The sequence below is a fragment of the Daejeonella sp. genome (assembly GCF_017495225.1).
In the GTDB taxonomy this organism is placed as follows: Bacteria; Bacteroidota; Bacteroidia; order Sphingobacteriales; family Sphingobacteriaceae; genus Daejeonella.
Map to the genome: position 1 here is coordinate 112,697 of NZ_JAFEIG010000020.1, position 23,601 is coordinate 136,297.

Here is a 23,601-nt window from a genome sequence, read left to right on the forward strand (position 1 = left end):
TATGAAAAGGAAAATTGCATTAGTTACAGGAGGTTTTACCGGCGAGTCAGTAGTTTCATTTAAAAGTGCTGATTTTGTTGAATCACAGTTAGATAAATCTAAATATGATGTCTTTAAGATAGTCGTTTTAAAAGATTCTTGGTATTATTTGGATGCTAGTTCATCCCAACATCCTGTCGATAAAAATGATTTTTCTATTCATATTAATAATGAAAAAATAAATTTCGATGTCGCTTTTATCATGTTGCACGGTTCTCCTGGCGAGGATGGTAAGCTTCAAGGTTATTTCGATTTAATCGGATTGCCATATACAAGTTGTGATGCGTTAACTTCCTCATTAACAATGAACAAGGGCTATTCTAAGGCTATTGTTGATGGTATTAGCGGACTAAACATTGCTCGTTCAATTCAGTTATTTGAAAATTCGGAGCTTTCAGAAAAGCAAGTATTAAACAATTTAGTTTTGCCTTTATTTATTAAGCCTAATAATGGTGGTAGTAGCATTGGGATGAGTAAAGTAAAATCTGACTCTGAACTTAAGGATGCATTAAATAAGGCATTTAATGAAGATCAACAAGTTTTAGTTGAGGAATTTGTAGAGGGTAGAGAGTTCTCTATTGGAGTATATAAAAATGAAAATGGGATTCAAGTTTTACCAGCTACAGAAGTAATTCCTACGAACGATTTCTTCGATTTTGAGGCAAAATATACTCCAGGTGCCACTGAAGAAATTACGCCAGGCAGAATGACTGAGGAAGAAAAATCTAGAGTGGAGCGAATTGTAACCGACGTTTACCTTAAACTGAATTGCAAAGGAATGGTCAGAATCGATTATTTCTTACAGAAAGATACCTCAAATTTTTATTTTATTGAGATTAATACCATTCCAGGTCAGACAGCACAAAGTTTTATTCCACAGCAAGTACGCGCTGCAGGATTAAATATTAGTGAATTTTACGGTAATTTGGTAGAAATGGCTTTAAACAATCATGTTTAATGGTCTAGATCGAATATTTTTGAATCATTTCTTCTGAAACTTTTACGCTTCTGCCAGTATTGATATCAATCATAACATAATCAAACCAACCATCGCAGGCAACTTTGCCTGATTTTAGGATTTTTATTTCAAACTTAACACGGCATCCTTTGTCGTTTATGGTTTCAATGCCAGTCTGGACTGAAAAACGATCGCCTAATCCTAGTGGTCGTTTATAATCTACGAAGGCAGAACGTACAACCCAGCCAAATCCCTGACTAAGAAATTCTTCCATCGACATCTTATAAAATTCCTCCATTTGCTCATATCGAGCAGCTAGAACATAATCAAAATAGGTGCTATTATGAACATGATTAAACATGTCGATATCATCAGGTCTAACCTTAAATTCGCTCGTAAACTGACTGTATTTGATTTCGTTTTCCATTGGGGTAAAAATCGAAACAATAAATGGGATTAGGAAATGGAATGTGAGATTTGAGATGTGAGATTTGAGACGTTAGATGTTAGATGTTTTTTTATTGCTTTCGACTTTTTTCTAACACTAATTTTTTTCTTTGTCCCTTTATTCTTATTCTTTTCTTAAAAATATACTCTTGCCCACATAAAATATCTAATCACTTTGAAATTACCTAACAAACATCTATCTTTGCACCTAATTAATTAATTATTAACAGCTTTAATATTATTCAGGTAATGTATTTAAGTACAGAGTACAAGGCAGATATTTTTGCCAAGCACGGAAAAGGGGCAACAGATACTGGTTCTGCAGAAGGACAAGTAGCATTATTTACCGCTCGAATTGCTCATTTAACTGGGCATTTGAAAAAAAACAAGAAGGATTTTTCTACACAATTATCTCTTCAGAAACTTGTAGGTAAACGCCGTGCCTTATTAGCATATCTTTACAAAAAAGATATCAATAGGTATCGTGCCATTATCAAAGCATTAGAGTTAAGAGATATTATAAAATAATCTTAGCAAAATTTTGCGAAGCCATCCTCAATTTGTGGGATGGCTTTTTACTTTAAAAAAAATAAAATCAATATAAAAGAAGATGTGCTCTAAAGAGGAAAAGTACGTCGCAATTAAAACAAATGAGTTATAACGCAATTAAAAAAACATTCGATCTAGGCGATGGCCGTATGATTGAAATCGAAACTGGTAAATTAGCTAAGCAAGCTGATGGTTCAGTTGTTGTAAAAATGGGTGACACCATGCTTTTAGCTACTGTAGTTTCTAGTATAGGTGCAAAACCTGGGACTGATTTTCTACCATTATCAGTTGATTATCAAGAAAAATATGCTGCAACTGGAAGAATCCCTGGTGGTTTCCTTCGCCGTGAGGCAAGACTTTCTGACTATGAGGTATTAATTTCACGTTTAGTAGATCGTGCTTTACGCCCAATGTTCCCAGAAGATTATCATGCTGATGTACAGGTAATGATATCTTTAATTTCGGCTGATAAAAATATTATGCCAGATTGTTTGGCAGGTTTAGCTGCTTCAGCTGCATTAGCTGTTTCGGATATTCCTTTCAACGGACCAATTTCTGAAGTTCGTGTTGCTAAAATTGATGGTAAACTAGTTATCAATCCTTATTTAAGTGATTTGGAAAGAGCTACCATGGATTTAATAGTAGCTGGATCTGATAAGGATATCGTGATGGTGGAAGGTGAGTGTGATGAAGTTTCTGAAGAGGATATGGTTGAAGCAATTGAATTTGCTCACAAGGCCATTGCTATCCAGGTACAAGCACAAAAAGAACTTGCTGTTTTAGTTGGTAAAACTGAAAAGAGAACTTACAGCCACGAAATTCATGATGATGAGTTAAAGCAAAAGGTATTTGCTGCTACTTATGATAAGGTTTATGCTATTGCTAAGTCTAATTCTTCAAAGCATGAGCGTAGCGCCAAGTTTTCTGAGGTTGTTACTGAATTTATTGCTGATTTAGGTGAATCAGTTGATGATACCACTACTTATTTAGCTAAGAAATATTATCATGATGTTCAATATGATGCTATCCGTAACTTAATTCTTGATGAAGGAATTCGTCTTGATGGTCGTGATTCTCGTACTGTTCGTCCTATTTGGTCTGAAATTAGCTACTTACCTTCCGCTCACGGATCTGCAATCTTCACTCGTGGTGAAACTCAATCATTAACTACTGTTACTCTAGGTGCTAAATCTGATGAACAATTAATTGATGGTGCTTTCTTTAACGGATACCAAAAATTCTTATTACACTATAATTTCCCACCATTCTCAACTGGAGAAGCTCGTCCTAACCGTGGGACTGGTCGCCGTGAAATTGGTCATGGTAACTTAGCAATGCGTTCATTGAAGAAAGTATTGCCAGGAGATGAGAATCCATATACTATTCGTGTTGTTTCTGATATTTTAGAATCGAATGGTTCTTCATCAATGGCTACTGTTTGTGCAGGTACTCTTGCCTTAATGGATGCCGGTATTAAACTTAAAGCGCCTGTTTCAGGTATCGCCATGGGATTAATATCTGATGAAAAAACTGGAAAATATGCTATTTTAAGTGATATTTTAGGTGATGAAGATCACTTAGGTGATATGGATTTTAAGGTAACTGGTACTGAAAAAGGTATTGTTGCTTGTCAGATGGACTTAAAAATCAATGGTTTAAAGTGGGAAGTGTTAACTGCAGCCTTAAAGCAGGCTAACGAAGCTCGTCTTCATATCTTAAATGAAATGAAGAAGACTATTGCTGAGCCACGTGAAGATTATAAGCCTCATGCTCCAAGAATTGTAACGCTAAAAATTGATAAAGAATTTATCGGTGCTGTTATAGGCCCAGGTGGTAAAATTATTCAAGAAATGCAGCGTGAGACTGGTGCAACTATCGCTATCGAAGAAAAAGATAACTTAGGTATTGTACAAATCTTCGCCGATAATAAAGAAGCAATTGATAAAGCTGTTGCGCGTATTAAAGGTATCGCATCTAAACCGGAAGTTGGTGAAGTGTACGAAGGTAAAGTGAAAACAATCATGCCTTTTGGTGCTTTTGTTGAAATTATGCCAGGAAAAGATGGTTTACTTCATATTTCAGAAATCGATTGGCAACGCTATGAGTCAATGGATGGTGTTCTTAATGTTGGCGATATCGTTAAGGTTAAACTTCTAGAAGTGGATAAGCAAGGAAAATTAAAGCTTTCTCGTAAAGCATTAATCCCGCGTCCTCCAAAACCAGAAGATAGTAAACCTGCTGGAGAATAATTTATTCTCACTAAATAACTAAACCTGTCTGTGAAAAATCAGACAGGTTTTTCTTTTTTAGCCTATTTTATTCTGAATAATTAAAAATCAACTTTATATAAACTCAATTTACGATCAAAATTGTAATTTTACTAAATGAAACATCTTATCGCGCCTTCCGTTTTATCTGCAGATTTTGCCAATTTACAGAGAGATATTGAAATGATTAATCGTAGTGAAGCTGACTGGTTTCACATCGACATCATGGATGGGGTATTTGTACCTAATATTTCCTTTGGCTTCCCAGTACTTAAAGCAATTCATAAGCACGCTACCAAACCTCTTGATGTTCATTTAATGATTGTAGATCCGGATCGTTATTTACATGATTTTAAGTCGGCAGGAGCCGAAAATATTACCGTACACATCGAAGCATGTACGCATCTTCACCGTACCTTAAGTGCAATTAGAGACTTAGGTTGTAGGGCAGGGGTAGCTGTTAATCCGCATACTTCGGTAAGCCAATTAGAGGATGTTATTGAAGATTTAGATATTGTTTGTTTAATGTCGGTTAATCCCGGATTTGGTGGTCAAAAATACATTGAGCGGACTTACAAAAAGATTAAGGATCTTAGGGCAATGGCTGCGGGAAGAAATGAAAATTTGTTGATTGAAATTGATGGTGGTGTTTCAAATGAAAATGCATTGAAATTAATTGAAGCAGGAGCTGATGTTCTTGTAGCTGGAAATGCTGTTTTTTCTGCTGCAGATCCTGTTTTAGAAATTGCATCCCTCAAAGGAATTAGATAATTAATTTTGAAGAATGAAAATCAATATCCTCTTAAATTTCTATTCTCTAAAAATATAGTTTGGAGATATTTATTTATTTCATTCTCATTTCTGGTACTTATATCACTAGTATTTTTACCAACTAAATTATTAGCTCAAGATTTTGGCACTGTAAAAGGTATTGTTAATTCTGAAAAGGGCGAATTATTAGGTGCTGTAACAATTAAAGTAAGTAATCAATCAATTATTGGTCAGACGAATAAGGATGGATTTTTCCTAATAAATAGAGTTTCTTTAAAAACTGAATTAACCTTTAGCAGACTGGGTTATAAAAGTCTAACTATTAATTTAGAATTAGAACCATCAAAAGATAATGTTCTTAATGTAACATTAAGTCCTGATATACAATCTCTTGATGAAGTTTTTATCACTGAAAAATTCAGCTCTTTTGATCTTAAAAGTATAAATTTTGCCAAATATTCAGCTATTCCTCAAACCTCAGGAAGTTTTGAAAGTTTTATAAAAAATTTACCTGGTGTATCTGGAAATAATGAACTTAGTTCACAATACTCTGTCAGAGGTGGTAATTTTGACGAAAATTTAGTTTACCTCAATAATGTAGAAATATATAGGCCCTTACTAACTAGATCTGGGCAGCAGGAAGGACTCGGTTTTATTAATCCAAATCTCATCTCGAATGTATATTTTTCTGCTGGAGGATTTGAAGCACGATATGGTGATAGACTATCCTCAATTTTAGATGTAAAATATAATAAACCAGATAGCTTAACAATTGAAGCACAAGCAGGTTTACTTTTAAATTCAGGAAATCTGAAATGGCCTCTTAAAAACGGATTTCTTTTGGCAGGGTTTAGAATAAAGAATAATCAGACTTTATTAGAAAGACAGAATATTGAAGGGGATTATTTTTCTCGTTTCTCGGATTATCAATTTTTATTTAAGCATAACATAACCTCTAAATTAAATTTCTCTTTTTTTACTCTGTATAATCAAGGAAAATTTCAAATTCATCCCAAAACAAGGCTTACTGAATTTGGAACTTCCGATGATGTTTTAAGATTGATGGTGAATTATTCTGGCCAAGAAATGAGTAAATATGACGCTTTAAATAGTGCAATTACCTTTTCATACAATCCTAATAGTACATTAAATTTTAAATGGATCAGCTCGATTGCATCTATTAATGAAATTGAAGATGCTAATCTTTTGGGATGGTATTCTTTTATTGAAAGGGGTAGTTCTTCATTAAATTCAGTAAGAAATTCTGGTTTACTAGGTGCTGGCTCAAATCATACTTTTTTCAATAATCAATTAAAATCCTTATATTATAATACTGAGCTGAAGATTTATAAGCAAATTAAAAATTCATTCCTTGAAATAGGCACACGTTTTCAAACTGATCTTATAGAAGATAGTCTGGATGAATTTAATGCCACTGATACTAGTACTTATTCCTACCCCAACGCTGGCAATTGGATTTACTCTGATGTTATAGATGACCTAAATAATGTTAAAATTTATCGATTTAATGCTTTCATTCAAAATACTCTTAGTCTAGGTAATAAATTTATGCTTGCAGCAGGTGTAAGGTTTAATTATAATAATTTCTCAAATGAAAAAATGATTAGTCCGCGACTCACTTTAAAATACCAAAGCGGACAAAATGATCAATTACAATTAAAGTTCTCGCTTGGCGCCTATAATCAAGCTCCATTTTATCGTGAGCTTAAAAATTATAATGGAAGCCTTAATTTGAATGCTAGAGCACAAAAATCACTTCAATTTATTACTGGTGCCGACTATAATTTTGATGGTTTAGGAACCCGTTTAAAGTTTAGTTCAGAAATATATTGTAAAATTTTAAGTAAAATAACGCCTTACAAGATTGAAGATTTGAAAATTAAATATCTATCGAATCAAACAGCAAAAGGTTATACAGTTGGAGCAGATTTTAGTCTAAGTGGTAATTTTGCTAGAGATTTAGAGTCCACCTTTCGATTTTCCATTTTGAAAACAGAAGAAAACATTCTTAATGATTTCTATTTTTCAAAAGATAAATTGGGCAATGATATAAAGATTGAACCGGGTTATTTAAGACGACCAACAGATCAATTATTTAATATTGGAATGATGTTTCAAGATCGATTAATTCAAAACCCGACCTATAAAGTACATCTAAATATAGTCTACTCATCTTCACTTCCCATTGGTCCGCCAGGTGCCCAACGACATACAGAACGTTTCAAAATTCCATCTTATAAACGTGTTGATATTGGTTTTTCTAAAGATTTTGCAGATCCTGAAAGTAAAAGAGGTTCAGTGTTTATTAAAAAACATTTTCAATCTTTAAGTTTTCACACTGAACTATTCAATCTTTTTAATTTTAAGAATACTACCAGTTATCTTTGGTTAAATGATAAAAATGAAAGGCAATATGCCGTTCCAAACTATTTAAGTGCTAGGATGTTTAACTTGCGTTTAATCGCAATCATTAAAAGCAGATAAAACATTTGTCATCTAATATTAATAAGGCTTAAAAAGCTAACATCTCTTCAAAAATTCTGTTATTTTTGTAAATAAATATATCATTATGACACATAACTTTGGTGCAGGTCCCTGCATTTTACCTCAGGAGGTTTTTAAACAAGCTTCACAAGCAGTTCTTGAATTTAATGGTACTGGTCTATCTATTTTAGAAATTTCTCATCGTACACCTGAATTTGAAGCGGTTGTTGATGAGACGGTACGTTTAGTAAAAGAGCTTTTGAATGTTCCTGAAGGCTATTCTGTTGTTTTACTACAGGGAGGGGCTAGCTTACAATTTTCTATGGTTCCAATGAATTTACTCGCTGAGGATCAAACTGCAGCTTACTTAAATACAGGTGTTTGGGCAACAAAGGCAATAAGTGAGGCTAAGCTTTTTGGTAATGTTAATGTTGTAGCGTCATCGAAGGACGATAATTTCTCTTTCATTCCAAAGGATTTTGAGATTCCAAAAGATTCAGCATATTTTCATTATACTTCTAATAATACCATTTACGGCACAGAATTAATGGCTATTCCTGAAACTAGTGTTCCCGTTGTATGTGATATGTCTTCAGATATTTTTAGTCGCGTTATTGATGTGTCTAAATTTGGATTAATTTATGCTGGTGCTCAAAAAAATATGGGTCCCGCAGGATTAACTCTTGCCATTGTTAAAGATGAGATTTTAGGAAAGATTGACCGTAAAATTCCTTCAATGCTTGATTATAATGTTCAGATTGAAGGTGGATCAATGTATAATACTCCGCCTGTTTTTTCAATTTACGTAGCTATGCTAAACCTTCGTTGGTTAAAATCTAAAGGTGGCGTTGCTGAAATAGAAAAAGAAAATATTGCTAAGGCAGAGGCGCTTTACAGAGAAATTGATCGAAATCCACTATTCAAAGGAACTTGTAATATTGAGGATCGTTCTAGAATGAATGTTTGCTTTGTTATGGAGAATTCTGAGCTTGAAAAGCCATTCTTGAAGTTTGTTGAAGATCGTGGTATAATCGGTATTAAAGGTCATAGAAGCGTTGGTGGCTTCCGTGCATCAATGTATAATGCATTGCCAATTACTAGTGTTCATGCTTTAATTGATGCCATGCAGGAATTTGCTGAAAAGCATCGTTAAAAATTGATTGATTTTATGCTGATGGGCAGTATAATTCATTTCTGTTTAATTTAAAATATTAATAATTATAGCATCAAAAATCAATAATTTATGTTTCGTATACTAGCCAATGATGGCATTGATCCAATCGGTAAAGATTTATTAGAAAAAGCAGGTTTTCAAGTCGATACCAACCATATTCCACAAGCTGAACTTTCAGAAGGTTTAAAAAACTATGATGCCATTACGGTACGTAGTGCAACAAAAGTCAGGAAAGAACTGATTGATGCTTGTCCCAATATTAAATTAATAGGCCGTGGTGGTGTTGGAATGGATAATATTGATGTTGATTATGCTAGAGAAAAGGGCCTTGCGGTTGTAAATACTCCTGCAGCATCTTCATTGTCTGTCGCTGAGTTGGTATTTGCTCATCTTTTCACGGGAATTCGTTTTTTACAAGATGCTAACCGTAAAATGCCTGTTGAAGGTAATTCAAAGTTCAATGATCTTAAGAAAGCCTATGCAAAAGGTATTGAGCTTCGTGGTAAGAAAATCGGAATTATTGGTTTCGGACGAATTGGACGTGAAACAGCCAAGGTTGCACTAGGTTTAGGAATGGATGTTCTTGCCTACGATCTATTTGAAATCCCTAAGGAGCTCGAATTAACACTAGGTGGTAATGTTCGTGTAAATTGTCCAGTAAATGCTCTAAGCATTGAGCAATTAATAAAAGAATCTGATTTTATAAGTCTACACGTTCCATTCGCAGAAAATCCTGTTTTAGGGAAATCTGAATTTGCAATGATGAAGGATGGAGTAGGGGTAGTTAATTGTTCTCGTGGAGGTACAATTGATGAGGATGCTTTATTAGAAGCGTTAAATTCTGGGAAAGTTGGTTTCGCAGGACTTGATGTTTTCGATAATGAGCCTAATCCACGTCAAGATTTACTTTCACATCCAAATGTTAGTTTAACTCCTCATATTGGTGCTTCAACCAATGAGGCTCAAGAAAGAATTGGTACTGAATTAGCTAATTTAATTATTGATTTTTTTAAAAAATAAAAGCTTAATTAAACCTCTTTAAATGGTTTGATTAAGCATATTAATACAAATAATGCCTAAAATTAAATCATTTAGAGGAATTCACCCTAGTCAATCAAGCGTTGAAAAGGTTGTAGTAAATCTTGAGAACTTAAGTATTTCTGAGGCCAAAATTATCCGTCAAGAAAATCCGTATTCATACGTGAATATGCTTGTTCCTAAATTGGATAACATTTTCTTGATGGGTTCTAAAAATGAGCTTGCATTCAAAAAAATTAATGAGAATTTTGAGGATTTTCTAGATAAAGGCATCTTTATTCAGGATGATAAACCTTCCATTTATATTTATCAAGTAGGTCGCGACGGAAATATCCAAACTGGAATATGGACCGTTACCTCAATTGATGATTATCTGAATAATGTTGTTAAGAAACATGAATTAACTAATGCCGCTCGCGAACAATCTTTAATTGATTATATTCAGCAAACAGGTATTGATGCAAATCCTGTTTTAATTACTTATAAACCTGTATCATTAATTGATAATATTATATGTAATGTTACTGAAAATCAGGCCGATATAAGTTTTAGTAAAGATGGTACAGAACATCGATTATGGAAAATTGATGATGAGAAAACCCTGTTTATTTTAGTTGATGAATTCTCTAAATTATCTTCAACATATATTGCTGATGGTCACCATAGGGCTGCCGCCACTTCTTTATTGGGAATTCAAAGAAGAAAACTAAATCTTAAACATAAGGGAGATGAAGAATATAATTTCTTTACCTCAATTTATATGAGTACAGATCAATTAAAGGTTTATGGCTTCAATAGATTATTGAAGGATCTTAATGGATTATCAGAAGATGAAGTAATTAGTTTAATTTCTCAACATTTTGATATAACTCAATCATTAAATGTGGTTCAACCAACCAATAATCATGTATTTGGTATGTATTTAGCTGGAAATTGGTACCAATTAAGTGCTAAAGATGAAATTACAAATAGCAGTAATCCTCTGTCAAAGTTAGATGTATCCATACTACAAGATTATATTTTATCTCCCATTTTCCAGGTAAAAAACCCTAGGACAGATCCAAGAATAAACTATAAGGGAGGATTATTACCTATTAATGATTTAATTACTCTTGTAGATAGTGGTGAATATGCTATCGCATTTACTTTATATCCCACAGGTATTCAGCAACTTATGGAAGTAGCTGATGCAGGGGAGGTTATGCCACCTAAATCTACTTGGTTTGAGCCTAAATTCGATGTTGGTCTGTTAATACATCAAATTAATTGATTTAATCTAGCTGATATTTTAAACCTCTTTGTGCTATTTCTACTTGGTAGTGCTCGTTGTTTAACGCCTGACTTAAACTTTCTAATGAACTCATTTCTCCATGGACTAAAAAGACTTTTTTTAGCTTTTGAGGATCTTGTTGCTTTACAAAGTTTACCAAATCATTATGATCACCATGACCACTAAAAAGGTCTGTTTGTTTTATGGTGGCAAAAACTGATAATTCTCTATGCCTTAAATTGATAATTGGGTCTCCGCGAAGTAATCGATGCCCTAATGTGCCCTTTGAACAATATCCAATAAATAATATCGTGCAATAATAATTGGAGATGTTATAATATAAATGATCTTGAATTCGACCTCCTTCAAGCATTCCCGCCGATGAAATAATTATACATGGTTCATAATAATTAGATATGGCCTTACTAGCATTCATATCCTGTAAGTACTCGAGATTATCAAACTCAAATTCATCACCTGAGCTTTTATAAAATTCTTGTGCTTCTTCACTTACTAAATGATGGTGTTTTCTAAAAATATCAGTGGCGTAGGTAGCCATGGGACTATCAACAAACACTTTAATTTTAGGTAAAAGTCCTTTTTTGAAGATTTTATTCAATGAATATACCAAAGCTTGAGTTCTTCCTACACTAAATGCAGGTATGATGAGTCGGCCGGGTGACTTAACACAAGTTTCAAGAATAGTTTCAGTTAATAATTCATCAACACTTTGAGTGGCTTTATGCATTCTACCTCCATAAGTAGATTCACAAACAAGGTAATCAACTTCAGGTAATGTTTCAGGATCCCTTAAAACAGGGTAATTTTTTCTTCCGAGGTCACCACTAAAAGCAATTGTTTTCTTAATACCATGTTCTTCAATAGTAAAAACAGCAGCTGCGGCACCCAATAAATGTCCCACAGGAATGAATGTAAGACTTATTTGACCGTTGATACGAAACGGTTTATTAAAAGCAATCGTTACAAAACGATCAACCGTTTCCATCACGTGTTTTTGTAGATATAGTGGCTTAGGGCCAGCTGTAAATCCTCTTTTTCCCTTACGAGTTTTACGTTGTTTATTAAGAAAAATATTGACGGAGTCTAATAGAAGTAATTCAGTTAAATCTGCTGTAGGAGAGGTGCATAATATTTGACCCTCAAAACCAAAGCGGACTAGAGTAGGTAAATTGCCGGAATGATCAATATGTGCATGAGTTAATACTACTAAATTTATTTCAGTAGGCTGAAATGGAAATTGTTCATTTTCTTCAATCCAAGTATCTTTTTCGTAATCTAAACCACAATCAATCAGGATTTTATAGCCATCTGTCTCTAATAGATGCATACTACCTGTAACTTGCCTAGCAGCACCCCAAATGCTTAAATTCATAGATATTTATTTTTGTGTTTAGATATAAAACAGAGTTAATTTAGGTATTACTCAGTTTTATTGTCCTGATTATCTAATTGTAGCTCAGACAAATAGCGATACAATCCAGTTTCATTTTTCATTAATTCTGAATGATTTCCACTTTCAACAACTTTTCCTTTTTCAAGAACAATAATTTTATCTGCTTCACGAATAGTAGATAATCTATGGGCGATAATGATGGAAGTTCTATTCTTCATTAATTCTTCAAGTGCTTCTTGAACTAAACGTTCTGATTCTGAGTCTAATGAAGATGTTGCCTCATCAAGAATTAACAATGCTGGATCTTTTAAAAGAGCTCTAGCAATTGCAATTCTTTGTCTTTGACCTCCAGATAGCTTAACACCTCTTTCTCCAACTAAAGTATCATATCCTTGAGGAAAGCCTTCAATAAATTCATGCGCATTTGCTCTTTGGGCAGCAATTAAAATATCTTCTTCACTTGCATTCAGTCTTCCATAAGCAATATTTTCACGAATGGTGCCACCAAATAATAAAACATCTTGTGGGACAATTGCTACTTGATTCCTGATGTCTGTTAGTGAAAAATCTGTTGATGGCTTTCCGTCGAATAATAATTGTCCACTTTGGGTTTCATAAAAGCGAAGTATAAGTCCGGCAATTGTTGATTTTCCAGCACCACTAGGGCCAATAATTGCGACTTTTTCACCCATTTTAGCTTGAAAAGAAACACCATTTAAAACAGTAATTTCTTTCCTAGAAGGATAAGCGAATACAACATTGTTAAACTCTAAATTTCCTGTTATTTTATTAATTACAACATTATTTTTATCACTCATTGAAATAGGTTCATTCTCTTCTTCCAGAATCTCTAAAACCCTTTCACTAGCTCCAAAAGCCTTTTGCATGGTTGCATAGAGTTCAGGAAAACTTCCCATTGCTGCTCCCACAAAGGTAGATAGCAAAATGAAGGTAAACATGCTAGCTATACTAATTTCTCCAATTTGAACAAGATGAGAGCCGTACCAAACAACAGAAACTATTGTTCCAAATAAACAAAACACTATAAATGAAGCAAATACACCCCTAAATTTTGCTCCACGCATGGCAATTTTAACTACCTCTCGAATACTTTTATTGTATCTTCCTACCTCAAATGCCTCATTTACGAAGGCTTTTACATTCGAAATCCCCTGCAGAGTTTCTTCAACAATTGTATTTGATTCTGCCAATTTATCTTGTGCTTGTCGGCTAATTTTTCGGATAAAACGGCCGAAAATCACAGCTACGGCTACCAATATTGGTAAAACAGCAAGAAGCATCAATGTTAGTTTGCCCGATACTAAAACAAGAAAAATAATTCCACCTGTAAAAATGATTACCTGCCTAATCATTTCAGCCAAAGTTGTTGTTATGGCATCTTGAATTTGTGATAAATCGGCCGATAGCCTACTATTTAGTTCACCAACTCTTCTTTGTGAGAAAAAATTCATTGGTAAGGTTATCAATTTATGATAGGTGTCTCTTCTAATATCTGCAAGTCCTTTTTCAGCTACTTCAACAAACCAATTTATGCGATAAAATGAGAAAATTGCCTGAATAAATAGGACTCCAAGTAATGTTAATGCTACTGTATTTATTTCAGTAGGGAAAATGTCAAGAATCTCGTTGGGTACCATTTTACCACCTTGAGCTGCCTGAGCACCCGAACCTATTAATCGTCCCATCAATAATGGGAATAAAAAGGAACTAGCACTCGACAGTATTAGACAAGCAAGTCCCAAAAAAAACTTTGTTCTATAAGGTTTTAAATAGAGAAGTAACCGCATTACTTGCTTTAAACTTTCCTTATTAATTTTTGCCTTAGGAAGTTCTTCCGCTTGAGCGTTACCACTATTTAATCGAGCACGTGCCATGTTTATTTTAAAGGATTTTTAATGCCAAATTTGGCTAGCCAAAAATAGCTATATTTAGATATTCTTTGCCCTTTTGATAAGAGCTTTTGATATTTTTTTACTTTATAAATGTAAAAGCTTGTTTTATGAAAATTTTGGTAATAGGACTTTTTGTTAAATATTTGACCATTTTGATATTTAACTATCTGATTAATTGTAGATTATATTATTAAATAGTTATTTTTTGGAAGTTAAACTCCAAGCCTCAGCCTTTTTTGCAAAAAGTGGTTTTACTTTAGACCAAATGTTTTTAAAGAGATAAGAATTTCTATACAGTTCTAAATCCTCTTCACTATTCCAATGACTAATTGTGAAAAATGTATATTCATCTTGAAGGTCATTCAAGAGTTCTAAATGCACACAACCATCAAAAGCTTTTATTAAGTTTTGAGATTCATAAAATTTCTTCTTGAATTCTTCTAAATCCTCCGGCTTAAATGTCATTTTCACAATTCTAGTAATCATGATTTGAATTCAATTCTTACAATATCTCCTAACTGAAGTCCCAGAAGCCCACTAGCATTACCTTTATTAATAGCAATTTCCAAGTGGTTACTAATGCCAAATAAGCAAAGTTTTTCACCTTCAGGCACTTCATTATAATGCCAGCTTAATTGGGAAATAGATTCATTACGCTTAAAATACAAGGTAAAATCACGATTTTGTTGCACACTCGTGAATAGTTCCTTAGTGATATTAGTAATTATATTTTGAAAAGAATCTATATAAATTACGCTTCCACGAATAATATCAGGCTCAATTACAGGTTGGATAGTCATTTTTTCTTCTATCCCAGAAACTGTAATACCAATTTCAGAAAGTTTACCACCTTTTGCGAGATGACTAACAGCTTTTGGGAAAATATCTGATAATGGAAAATGTAGATACTTTAAATCTTGCATAATATTTAATTCCACAATTTCGCTTGGATCTTCTTCAAAAAGAAGAGAAAATATGCCATTATCTGACCCAACAAAATAATGATCACGGTATTTTATTGCCAAATAACGAGTATTTTCATTAAAAACAGAATCAATTCCAATTAAGTGAACAGTCCCTTTAGGGAAATAATAAAATGCATTTTTTAAGATAAAAGCAGCTTGTGGGATATTAAAAGCAGATACCTCGTGACTAATATCCACAATGTTGGCTGTAGCAAGTTGACTCAAGATACTTCCTTTGAGTGCAGCTTGATAAAAATCTTTATGTCCGAGATCGGTCGTTAAAGTAATTATTGCCATTTAAAATGTGAATATTTATTGTTATTCTTGCTTTAGATAAGATTTGTAAAAATATTCAAATTAATTCTAATTAAATACCTCTCAAATAAAAATAAGCAAAACTTGAACGAACTTATTATAACTGTCGAAAATGTGAACCCAGTCATTATTTGGGGGTCTAACAATGAGTATTTTGAGATTATTAAAAAGAGTTTCCCGAAGATTAAAATTGTTGCTCGAGGAAATGATGTAAAGGTCTTAGGTGATGAAATCGAAATCAATATTTTTAAGTTAAAATTTGATGAAATTTTAAAACATATCGATCAGTTTCAATCTCTAAATACAAATGATCTTGAGAAAATTCTGGGAATGAATATTTCAATAAGTTCAGAGACCGAAACATCGGCATCGAAGGGTGGGGGCGAACCTATTGTTTTTGGTCCCAATGGCTTAGTAATCAAAGCAAGAACCGCAAATCAGCGGAAAATGGTGGATAGCATTAGTAAAAATGATATCATTTTTGCTATCGGTCCAGCGGGCACCGGAAAAACCTATACAGCAGTCGCATTGGCCGTAAGAGCATTAAAAAACAAGGAAATTAAACGTATTATCTTAACTCGGCCAGCGGTAGAGGCAGGTGAGAATCTTGGTTTTTTACCAGGTGATCTAAAAGAAAAGATTGATCCATATCTACGTCCTTTATATGATGCCTTAGATGATATGATTCCTGCTGAAAAACTTAAAATTTTCTTAGAAAACAGGACAATTGAAATTGCTCCACTAGCTTTCATGCGTGGTAGAACTCTCGATAATTGTTTCGTAATTCTAGATGAAGCACAAAATGCAACTGATCTTCAGCTCAAAATGTTTTTAACAAGAATGGGCCCAACAGCAAAATTTATAGTAACAGGAGATGTAACTCAAATAGATTTGCCAAGAAAACAACAATCAGGTTTAAATACAGCACTACGAATCTTAGGTGAAATTAAAGGCATTGATATTATTTATTTAACGGGTGATGATGTTGTTCGACACAAATTAGTTAAGAATATTCTCAAAGCTTATGGAGATATACAATAATTAATTTCGGGCTTAATATAATTTTTCAGATTTTTACAGTTAAATTCAATAGGATATTTAAATGAGCGCGATTAAAGAAACACATTTCAATTTACCGGGACAAACACAATTCTACAAAGGGAAAGTCCGCGATGTTTACACCATTGGAGATAAATTCCTTGTTATGGTGGTTACCGACAGAATTTCTGCATTCGATGTAGTTTTACCTGAACCCATTCCTTTTAAAGGACAGGTATTGAATCAAATTGCTGCTAAATTTTTACAGTCCACGCTAGATATAGTCCCAAATTGGGTAATTGATGTTCCTGATCCTAATGTTACAATCGGGAAAATTTGTGAACCCTTTAAGGTGGAAATGGTTATTAGAGGTTACCTAGCTGGCCATGCTTGGCGAGAGTATCAAAGCGGTAAGCGAAGTGTTTGTGGGGTAGAATTGCCTGATGGATTGAAGGAAAATGACAAATTACCAGAGCCTATCATTACTCCAACTACAAAAGCTTCTGTTGGGCATGATGAAGATATCTCTAGAGAAGAAATTATTAATAGAAAAATTGTAGATGAGCAAGATTATATTCTGCTTGAAAAATATACAAGAGCTTTATATCAAAGGGGTACAGAAATGGTTGCCGACCTAGGTTTAATTCTTGTGGATACAAAATATGAATTTGGAAAAGCAGATGGTAAAATTCATTTAATTGATGAAATCCATACTCCAGACTCATCACGATATTTTTATAAAGAAGGCTATGAAGATCGTCAAGCAAAAAATGAACCTCAAAGACAGCTTTCTAAAGAATTTGTACGTAAATGGTTAATAGACAATGGTTTTCAAGGTAAAGAAGATCAATTAATTCCTGAAATGACTCCAGAATTTGTTTATTCAATTTCAGAACGCTATATTGAATTATATGAGCACATTACAGGGGATGATTTTATAAAAAATGATCATTCAGATACTCTAAAAAGGGTTGAAAATAATATAATTGAGGCTTTGAACAGACTTTCTTAATTAATTTGTTTAATTAAGAATTGTTTAATTATCTTTAAAAATCATGAAATTTACTGTAGACAAGCACGAAAAATATGTTTTGATTAAACTAAATGAAAATAAGCTTAATAGCTTAATTTCACCAAAGTTGAAGTCAGAGCTTATACTTTGTAATTCTGAAGGTCAAAGAAATATTATCCTTGATCTTTCCAACGTTAAGTATTCAGATTCGTCTGGTTTAAGTAGTTTATTGGTTGGTCATCGTTTGTGTAAAAATGCAGAAGGTTCTTTTATTCTGACAAAAATTAATGAAAATATTGCGAGATTGATTACTATATCTCAATTGGACAATATTCTTACAATTGTAGGTAGCGTAGATGAAGCAATTGATTTAATCTTTATGGAAGAGATTGAAAAGGAATTAAAAAGAGAAATGAAATAATTTAATTCAAATCAATATAAATGAAATTTGAACTCACTATTTTAGGTAGCAGTTCTTCAACCCCCATATTTAATAGAAATCCATCTGCTCAGCTTCTAAATGTTAATGAGAAGTTTATATTAATTGATTGTGGTGAGGCAACTCAAAATCAATTATTGCATTTCGGCTTAAAAGCAAATAGGATTGATCAAATTTTTATCAGCCACCTGCATGGTGATCATTACCTTGGTCTTGTTGGTCTACTTTCTTCTTTGCATTTAAATGGAAGAACGAAAGCTATGGACATTTACGGTCCGGCAGATTTATTTGAAATTATTGATCTTCAATTCAAGCTTTCTCAAACAATCCTTAAATTTCCCATAAATTTCACAGCAACAAACCCATTAGCTCCCGAATTATTATTCGAGAATTGGGATGTAAGAGTAGAATCATTTCCTCTTGATCATCGAATCCCTTGTACAGGTTTTAAGTTTACAGAAAAACAACGCTTAAGAAAGATAATAAAATCTAAAATTGAGGAACTTTCAATTCCGATTGATATGATACCCCTAATTAAGAAAGGGCATAGTTTTACAGATAAAAAGGGTATCATACATTCTGCTGAAGATTTAACTACTGAGCCTGATATCCCAAAATCATTTGCATATTGCTCTGATACTATTTGTAGTTGGAAATACTTAAATTATATTAAAGATGTAGATTTATTGTATCATGAAGCTACATTTATGAATGATATGCTTGCGAGAGCTGAAGAAACTTTTCATTCAACTACCCTACAAGCTGCAGAAGTTGCAACAAAATCAAATGCTAAAAAGTTACTGATTGGTCACTTTTCAGCTCGATATCGCGATTTAGATCCACTTTTAATAGAGGCTAAAAGCGTTTTCAGTAATACTGAATTAGCTATTGAAGGAAAAACATTCGAAATTTAGACTAGTCTAAATTTAATTTTTCTTTCCTCCAAAAACCGAAAAGGAAACATATCGTTTTGGATTAGCCTTTAAATCAATCATTAGTTTATCCAAATTTTCAGCAGCATTATTCAAATTATTGTACATTTTCTCGTCATTTATCAATTGACTTAATGTACCATTTCCAGAATTTACCTTATTTAATACAGTTTGAAGTTCAACAATCGCTTTATTTGCTTCAGCAATTGTTTGAGTAAAATTAGCCTTTGCAACATCATCACTAACCTTATCTAAGTTATTCATGATATTGTTAATCTTTGCATTATTATTCTTAAAATTTGCGGTTATCGACTCAAAATTGGACATGATTCCCGATATTTTTGAACTTTGATCATTTACAAGTCCGTCAACTGTTTTTGTAGTTTTTTCAAGCGTTTCTAGTGTTCTAGCAATACTTGCGAAACTCCGATCGAAATTTTTCTGAAATTCAGGATTCAAGGTATTATTAACAGATGTTAGAACAGAATCCATTCTGGCGATGATTTGCTCTGCCTTTTTCTGAACAGGTTCTACTTGATCCATAAGATCTGTTTGCACATGTGAATTTAATGTATCGCCATCAATTGCGAAATTATTGCTGTCTCCTAACTCAAAAACAACAGCCTTACCACCAAGTAAATCAGTACTCTCTATTCGGGCAATAGTGTTTTTAGGAATTGAATATTCAGAGTCAATTTTAAACTGAACTAATATTTTACCGGAGGGTAATAATGTTAAATTAGAAACCCTGCCAATTTGATATCCATTAATTAAAACAGGCTTTGATGCCGCTAAACCATCAACACGGTCATACTGAGCATAAAATTCATTCTCATTTGAAAAAACGTCATTTCCTTTTAAAAAACTATAACCTAAAATAAGGGTAGCTATAGCTATGGAAGTTAAAGCACCAACTTTTGTTTCATTTGAAATTTTCATCAATATCTTCTTATTCGTAATATAAATCTGATTAATGTTTGCTAATAAGCAATAATCGTGCAAATTTAACCAGTTTATTCGAATTCGGCTTGTTTTTTATACGTTTGAATAGCTTTTAATAAATTCGTAACAATCTCATTCTGTCCGAGATCAGAATTCATGTATTCTTCCTCTTCAGGATTAGACACAAATCCAATTTCAGTTAAAACAGCTGGCATTCCAGCTTTTGCCAACACAGCTAAACTTTGTTCTTTTACTCCACGATCAATACGTCCACTTTGGCTGTACTCATCTTGAATAAACGATGCTAACTTTATACTTTGCTCTCTAAAAGCGTTCTTCATTAAAGATAAAAGAATAATACTCTCCGGATCTTTCGGATCATAGCCCTCATAATTATCTTTATAATCTTTTTCTAAAAGTATTGACTCGTTCTCACGCATCACCACATCTTGCTCATCCAATCTGCCGAAACCTGAAACAAAAGTCTCAGTTCCTTTTGTGGAGGTACTTTGAACAGTTTTATAAATTGGTACTTTACGCCCTCTGCTATCTTTCTTATAACCACTAATAACTCTTTTAATTGGCATAGAATTACAATGTATTGAAATGAAAATATCTGCTTTTACGCGATTTGCAATCCCAATTCGTTCATAAAGTGGAATAAAAACATCTGTAGTTCTTGTATAAACAACTTTTACATCTTTTAAATTTTCTTCAATTGCTTTCCCTAAACGTAAAGCGATTTGCAAAGCAATATCTTTTTCTTTTGAAAAAACACCTCTGGTGGCCCCGTCAGTGCCACCATGGCCAGCATCAACTACAATAGTTTTTATTTTATACGGGCTAGGATCTATATTTTTTCCATAAGAAATTTGAGTGGTTAAAAACAAGAATACTACAATTACGTATTTGTATCTGATCAATGGTATATTTTTCATTAATTTTGGGGGCATATTATTATCAATTATTGCAAAAATAGTATTCATCATCGAAATTGAAATTTATTAGGCTCATTTTTATATTATTTTCTTTCACTGCATTTTTTGTATTAGGCAAAGATACAAACGCTTATGCTCAAAAAACGGCATCACCAAGCGATAACGAAGTAAAGGCAGCAAGATTGTCTACCGATACCATAAAACTTGATACCATACCAAAAAAATCAAATCAGGGCGGAGCTTTTACCTCAAAGGTATCATACTCAGCCGAAGATTCAATAAAAGCAGATATTAATAACAATATAGTCTTTTTGTATGGAAAGGCTAAAGTAAAATATGAAGACTTTGAATTGGAAGCTGATTATATCAAACTTGACCAAAAAAATAATACCATATTTGCCAAGGGTTTAATTAATCCTAAAACCAAAGTTTATTCAGGTAAACCTCTTTTAACTCAAGGCGCTGAGCCACCATTAACAACCGATTCCTTATTTTTTAATTATAAAACAAAAAAAGGTAAATCATTTGGCATTTTTACCGATGTTGAAGGTGGCTATCTTCAAGCTGCACAATTTAAAAAAAATCAATACGATGAGGGATTCTTTAAAAGAGGGATTTATAGTACCTGTAATTTACCTCATCCTCACTTTGGAATTCATATTACTAGAGGTATTGCAACAGATAAACAAATTATTACCGGACCAGCATTCCTTGTAATTGAAGATATTCCTTTACCACTAGGAGTGCCTTTTGGCTTTTTCCCAAAACCAAATCGACGTTCTGGCGGATTGCTTTTTCCAACATTCGGAGAAGATACAAGAGGTTTTTTTATGCGTGATTTAGGTTATTACCTAGGCTTAAATGATTATTGGGATCTTTCAACTAGAGGTACTCTCTATTCAAAAGGTTCATATGAATTAGGTACAGCTGCTCGATATCGTAAAAACTATAAATATGACGGAAGTCTAAATTTCCGTTTTGCCTCAACAAAAAATGGGGTCGAGGGGACTGAGTCTTTTAAAAGACCAAATAAAGATTTTAACCTTACTTGGAGTCATTCTCAAAGCCCTTTAGCTAATCCAGGAACAACATTTAGTGCTTCAGTGAATGCTGGTACGGGATCTTACTTTTCTAATACGGGTGCAGCTGGAACATATAACCCCACTGAAATTGCCAGAAACACGCTTTCTTCAAGTATTAGTTATGGAAAGGTATTCGCAAATGGTCTTTTCAACTTTTCTTCAAGCATTTCCCATAGTCAGGATATTGAACAACAAACAGTTTTTTTAGATCTCCCAAGATTTAGTTTAAACATGACAACTATAAACCCTTTTGATACAAAAGATAGGGCAGGAGAGCAAAAATGGTATCAGCGACTAAGCTTCGGATACAGCATGCAGGGTAGTAACTCAATTAATACTAAAGAATATAAATTATTTAAGAAGGAGTCTTTAAAAGATTTTAGAAATGGAATTCAGCATGATATTCCTATCAATCTATCTTTAAATATTCTGAAGTATTTTCAGTTTAACACGGGAATGCAATACAGTGAAAAGTGGTATTTACAAACTATTCGTAAACGATTAGATCCTGTAGCGTCTGGTTTTAAGCAAGTTACTGATACTATACAAGGTTTTAGTAGAGTGTATGATTATAGCGTAAATACTGGTTTATCTACTAAAGTTTATGGTAAATTCAATTTCAAAAAAGGAAATCTAATGGCTTTGAGGCATATCATGACGCCATCAGTTAACTTTAACTATAGGCCAGATTTTGGCTCTAGTCGTTTTGGATATTTTCAAAATTTACAAGGTGATACCTCTAAAAATGTTACCCGTTATTCCATTTATGAAAATGCTGTTTTCGGATCACCATCTTCAGGAAGGGTTGCCGGAATTGGCTTTAGCGTAGATAATAATGTGGAGGCTAAAGTTCGCTCTGATGCCGATTCAACTAAAAATTCAATCAATATTCCAATTCTTCAAAGTCTTACATTTTCGGGAAGTTATAATTTTGCAGCTGAAAACTTCAAACTTTCTACCATTGGGTTTTCGGGAAGAACTTCATTTTTCAAGGAAAAAATAGGAATAAACTTCTATGGGACACTAGACCCCTATAAATTAGATGATCTTGGAAATCGAATAGATAAATATACCATCGAGTCGGGTAAGCTTGCTCGACTAACAAATTTCGGGCTATCTACTGATTTTAGTCTAAATTCAAAAGCTGCCAAAAAAAGAGGTGAAAACCTAGATGAGCTCGATAAAGGCAAACAAAATCTCTCGAAATCTCAGCAGGATGAATTAAATGCCATTAGCCGCGATCCAAATGCCTTTGTCGACTTTAATATTCCTTGGAATGTAAGTGCCGCTTATAGTTTTAATTATTCAAAAAGCGGACTTCAGTCGAGTGTTTCAAATACATTAAACGTGTTTGGTGATTTTAATGTTACTCCGAAATGGAAAGTGCAATATACTTCAGGATATGATTTTCAAGCTAATAAACTTAGTTTAACGCAATTTTCAATCTACCGTGACCTTCATTGCTGGGATTTATCCTTTAGATGGTCGCCAATTGGGACTTACAAATTTTACAGTGTCGATTTAAGAGTTAAAGCTTCTATTTTGCAGGATCTTAAACTAAGCAAACGTCGCGATGCCTACAATAATTTTTAA

At 33.3% G+C, this 23,601-nt stretch carries 20 protein-coding genes; 13 read left to right on the top strand and 7 right to left on the bottom strand.

Features of this window, described 5'->3' with window-relative positions; genetic code table 11:
- Position 1: 1 nt before the first annotated feature.
- Positions 2-997 carry a D-alanine--D-alanine ligase gene (locus QZ136_RS07810; RefSeq protein WP_291402149.1) on the top strand — a complete coding sequence of 332 codons (996 nt, stop codon included), beginning with the start codon at positions 2-4 and terminating at the stop codon, positions 995-997.
- Between the two features lie 4 nt (positions 998-1,001).
- Here QZ136_RS07810 and QZ136_RS07815 read toward each other — a convergent pair whose 3' ends face one another.
- Entirely contained in the window at positions 1,002-1,424 is a 423-nt protein-coding gene (locus QZ136_RS07815) for an acyl-CoA thioesterase (RefSeq protein WP_291402151.1), read from the bottom strand.
- A 269-nt stretch (positions 1,425-1,693) separates the two neighbouring features.
- Here QZ136_RS07815 and rpsO point away from each other — a divergent pair, with 269 nt between their 5' ends.
- The 7 genes from rpsO to QZ136_RS07850 all read left to right on the top strand — a co-directional run bounded on the left by rpsO (position 1,694) and on the right by QZ136_RS07850 (position 11,018).
- Positions 1,694-1,972: a 30S ribosomal protein S15 gene (gene rpsO, locus QZ136_RS07820; protein ID WP_291402153.1), complete on the top strand. Its 279-nt coding sequence runs from the start codon at positions 1,694-1,696 to the stop codon at positions 1,970-1,972.
- Positions 1,973-2,094: 122 nt separating this feature from the next.
- Positions 2,095-4,242, top strand: a complete 2,148-nt coding sequence (pnp, locus tag QZ136_RS07825) for a polyribonucleotide nucleotidyltransferase (protein WP_291402155.1) — start codon at positions 2,095-2,097, stop codon at positions 4,240-4,242.
- Positions 4,243-4,377: 135 nt separating this feature from the next.
- The gene (gene rpe, locus QZ136_RS07830) at positions 4,378-5,031 is read left to right on the top strand and encodes a ribulose-phosphate 3-epimerase (protein ID WP_291402157.1); all 654 of its coding nucleotides are present in this window, start codon (positions 4,378-4,380) and stop codon (positions 5,029-5,031) included.
- Between the two features lie 6 nt (positions 5,032-5,037).
- Positions 5,038-7,536: a carboxypeptidase-like regulatory domain-containing protein gene (locus QZ136_RS07835; RefSeq protein WP_291402159.1), complete on the top strand. Its 2,499-nt coding sequence runs from the start codon at positions 5,038-5,040 to the stop codon at positions 7,534-7,536.
- Positions 7,537-7,621: 85 nt separating this feature from the next.
- A complete protein-coding gene (serC, locus tag QZ136_RS07840) occupies positions 7,622-8,689 on the top strand; it encodes a 3-phosphoserine/phosphohydroxythreonine transaminase (RefSeq protein ID WP_291402161.1) in 1,068 nt (355 codons plus the stop codon).
- Positions 8,690-8,779: 90 nt separating this feature from the next.
- Positions 8,780-9,730 carry a D-2-hydroxyacid dehydrogenase gene (locus QZ136_RS07845; RefSeq protein ID WP_291402163.1) on the top strand — a complete coding sequence of 317 codons (951 nt, stop codon included), beginning with the start codon at positions 8,780-8,782 and terminating at the stop codon, positions 9,728-9,730.
- Positions 9,731-9,782: 52 nt separating this feature from the next.
- Positions 9,783-11,018, top strand: a complete 1,236-nt coding sequence (locus tag QZ136_RS07850; RefSeq protein ID WP_291402165.1) for a DUF1015 family protein — start codon at positions 9,783-9,785, stop codon at positions 11,016-11,018.
- A gap of 1 nt (position 11,019) precedes the next feature.
- Here QZ136_RS07850 and QZ136_RS07855 read toward each other — a convergent pair whose 3' ends face one another.
- The 4 genes from QZ136_RS07855 to QZ136_RS07870 form a co-directional block, all read right to left on the bottom strand.
- Positions 11,020-12,411: an MBL fold metallo-hydrolase gene (locus tag QZ136_RS07855; protein ID WP_291402166.1), complete on the bottom strand. Its 1,392-nt coding sequence runs from the start codon at positions 12,409-12,411 to the stop codon at positions 11,020-11,022.
- Between the two features lie 47 nt (positions 12,412-12,458).
- Complete coding sequence (locus QZ136_RS07860; RefSeq protein ID WP_291402168.1) at positions 12,459-14,327, bottom strand: ABC transporter transmembrane domain-containing protein; 1,869 nt, start codon at positions 14,325-14,327, stop codon at positions 12,459-12,461.
- A gap of 216 nt (positions 14,328-14,543) precedes the next feature.
- Entirely contained in the window at positions 14,544-14,831 is a 288-nt protein-coding gene (locus QZ136_RS07865; RefSeq protein WP_291402170.1) for an antibiotic biosynthesis monooxygenase family protein, read from the bottom strand.
- Positions 14,828-15,607: an SAM-dependent chlorinase/fluorinase gene (locus tag QZ136_RS07870; protein WP_291402172.1), complete on the bottom strand. Its 780-nt coding sequence runs from the start codon at positions 15,605-15,607 to the stop codon at positions 14,828-14,830. The genes QZ136_RS07865 and QZ136_RS07870 overlap by 4 nt, the downstream gene beginning before the upstream one ends.
- A 102-nt stretch (positions 15,608-15,709) precedes the next feature.
- On the opposite strand from QZ136_RS07870, the gene QZ136_RS07875 reads away from it, so the two are divergent.
- From QZ136_RS07875 to QZ136_RS07890, 4 genes are all read left to right on the top strand, one after another.
- Entirely contained in the window at positions 15,710-16,666 is a 957-nt protein-coding gene (locus tag QZ136_RS07875; protein ID WP_291402173.1) for a PhoH family protein, read from the top strand.
- 61 nt (positions 16,667-16,727) lie between these two features.
- Positions 16,728-17,675 (top strand): phosphoribosylaminoimidazolesuccinocarboxamide synthase, encoded by a 948-nt coding sequence (locus QZ136_RS07880; RefSeq protein ID WP_291402174.1) that lies wholly within the window; start codon positions 16,728-16,730, stop codon positions 17,673-17,675.
- Between the two features lie 43 nt (positions 17,676-17,718).
- On the top strand, positions 17,719-18,096 hold the full coding sequence (locus QZ136_RS07885) for an STAS domain-containing protein (protein ID WP_291402176.1): 378 nt from the start codon (positions 17,719-17,721) through the stop codon (positions 18,094-18,096).
- 20 nt (positions 18,097-18,116) lie between these two features.
- Complete coding sequence (locus QZ136_RS07890) at positions 18,117-19,028, top strand: ribonuclease Z (protein ID WP_291402178.1); 912 nt, start codon at positions 18,117-18,119, stop codon at positions 19,026-19,028.
- 12 nt (positions 19,029-19,040) lie between these two features.
- Here the strand turns inward: QZ136_RS07890 and QZ136_RS07895 are convergent, their stop codons facing one another.
- Positions 19,041-19,985, bottom strand: a complete 945-nt coding sequence (locus tag QZ136_RS07895; RefSeq protein WP_291402180.1) for an MlaD family protein — start codon at positions 19,983-19,985, stop codon at positions 19,041-19,043.
- A gap of 74 nt (positions 19,986-20,059) precedes the next feature.
- On the bottom strand, positions 20,060-20,926 hold the full coding sequence (locus tag QZ136_RS07900; RefSeq protein ID WP_291402183.1) for an N-acetylmuramoyl-L-alanine amidase: 867 nt from the start codon (positions 20,924-20,926) through the stop codon (positions 20,060-20,062).
- Positions 20,927-20,982: 56 nt separating this feature from the next.
- Between QZ136_RS07900 and QZ136_RS07905 the strand changes: the two genes are divergently transcribed.
- Positions 20,983-23,601, top strand: a complete 2,619-nt coding sequence (locus QZ136_RS07905; protein ID WP_291402185.1) for a putative LPS assembly protein LptD — start codon at positions 20,983-20,985, stop codon at positions 23,599-23,601.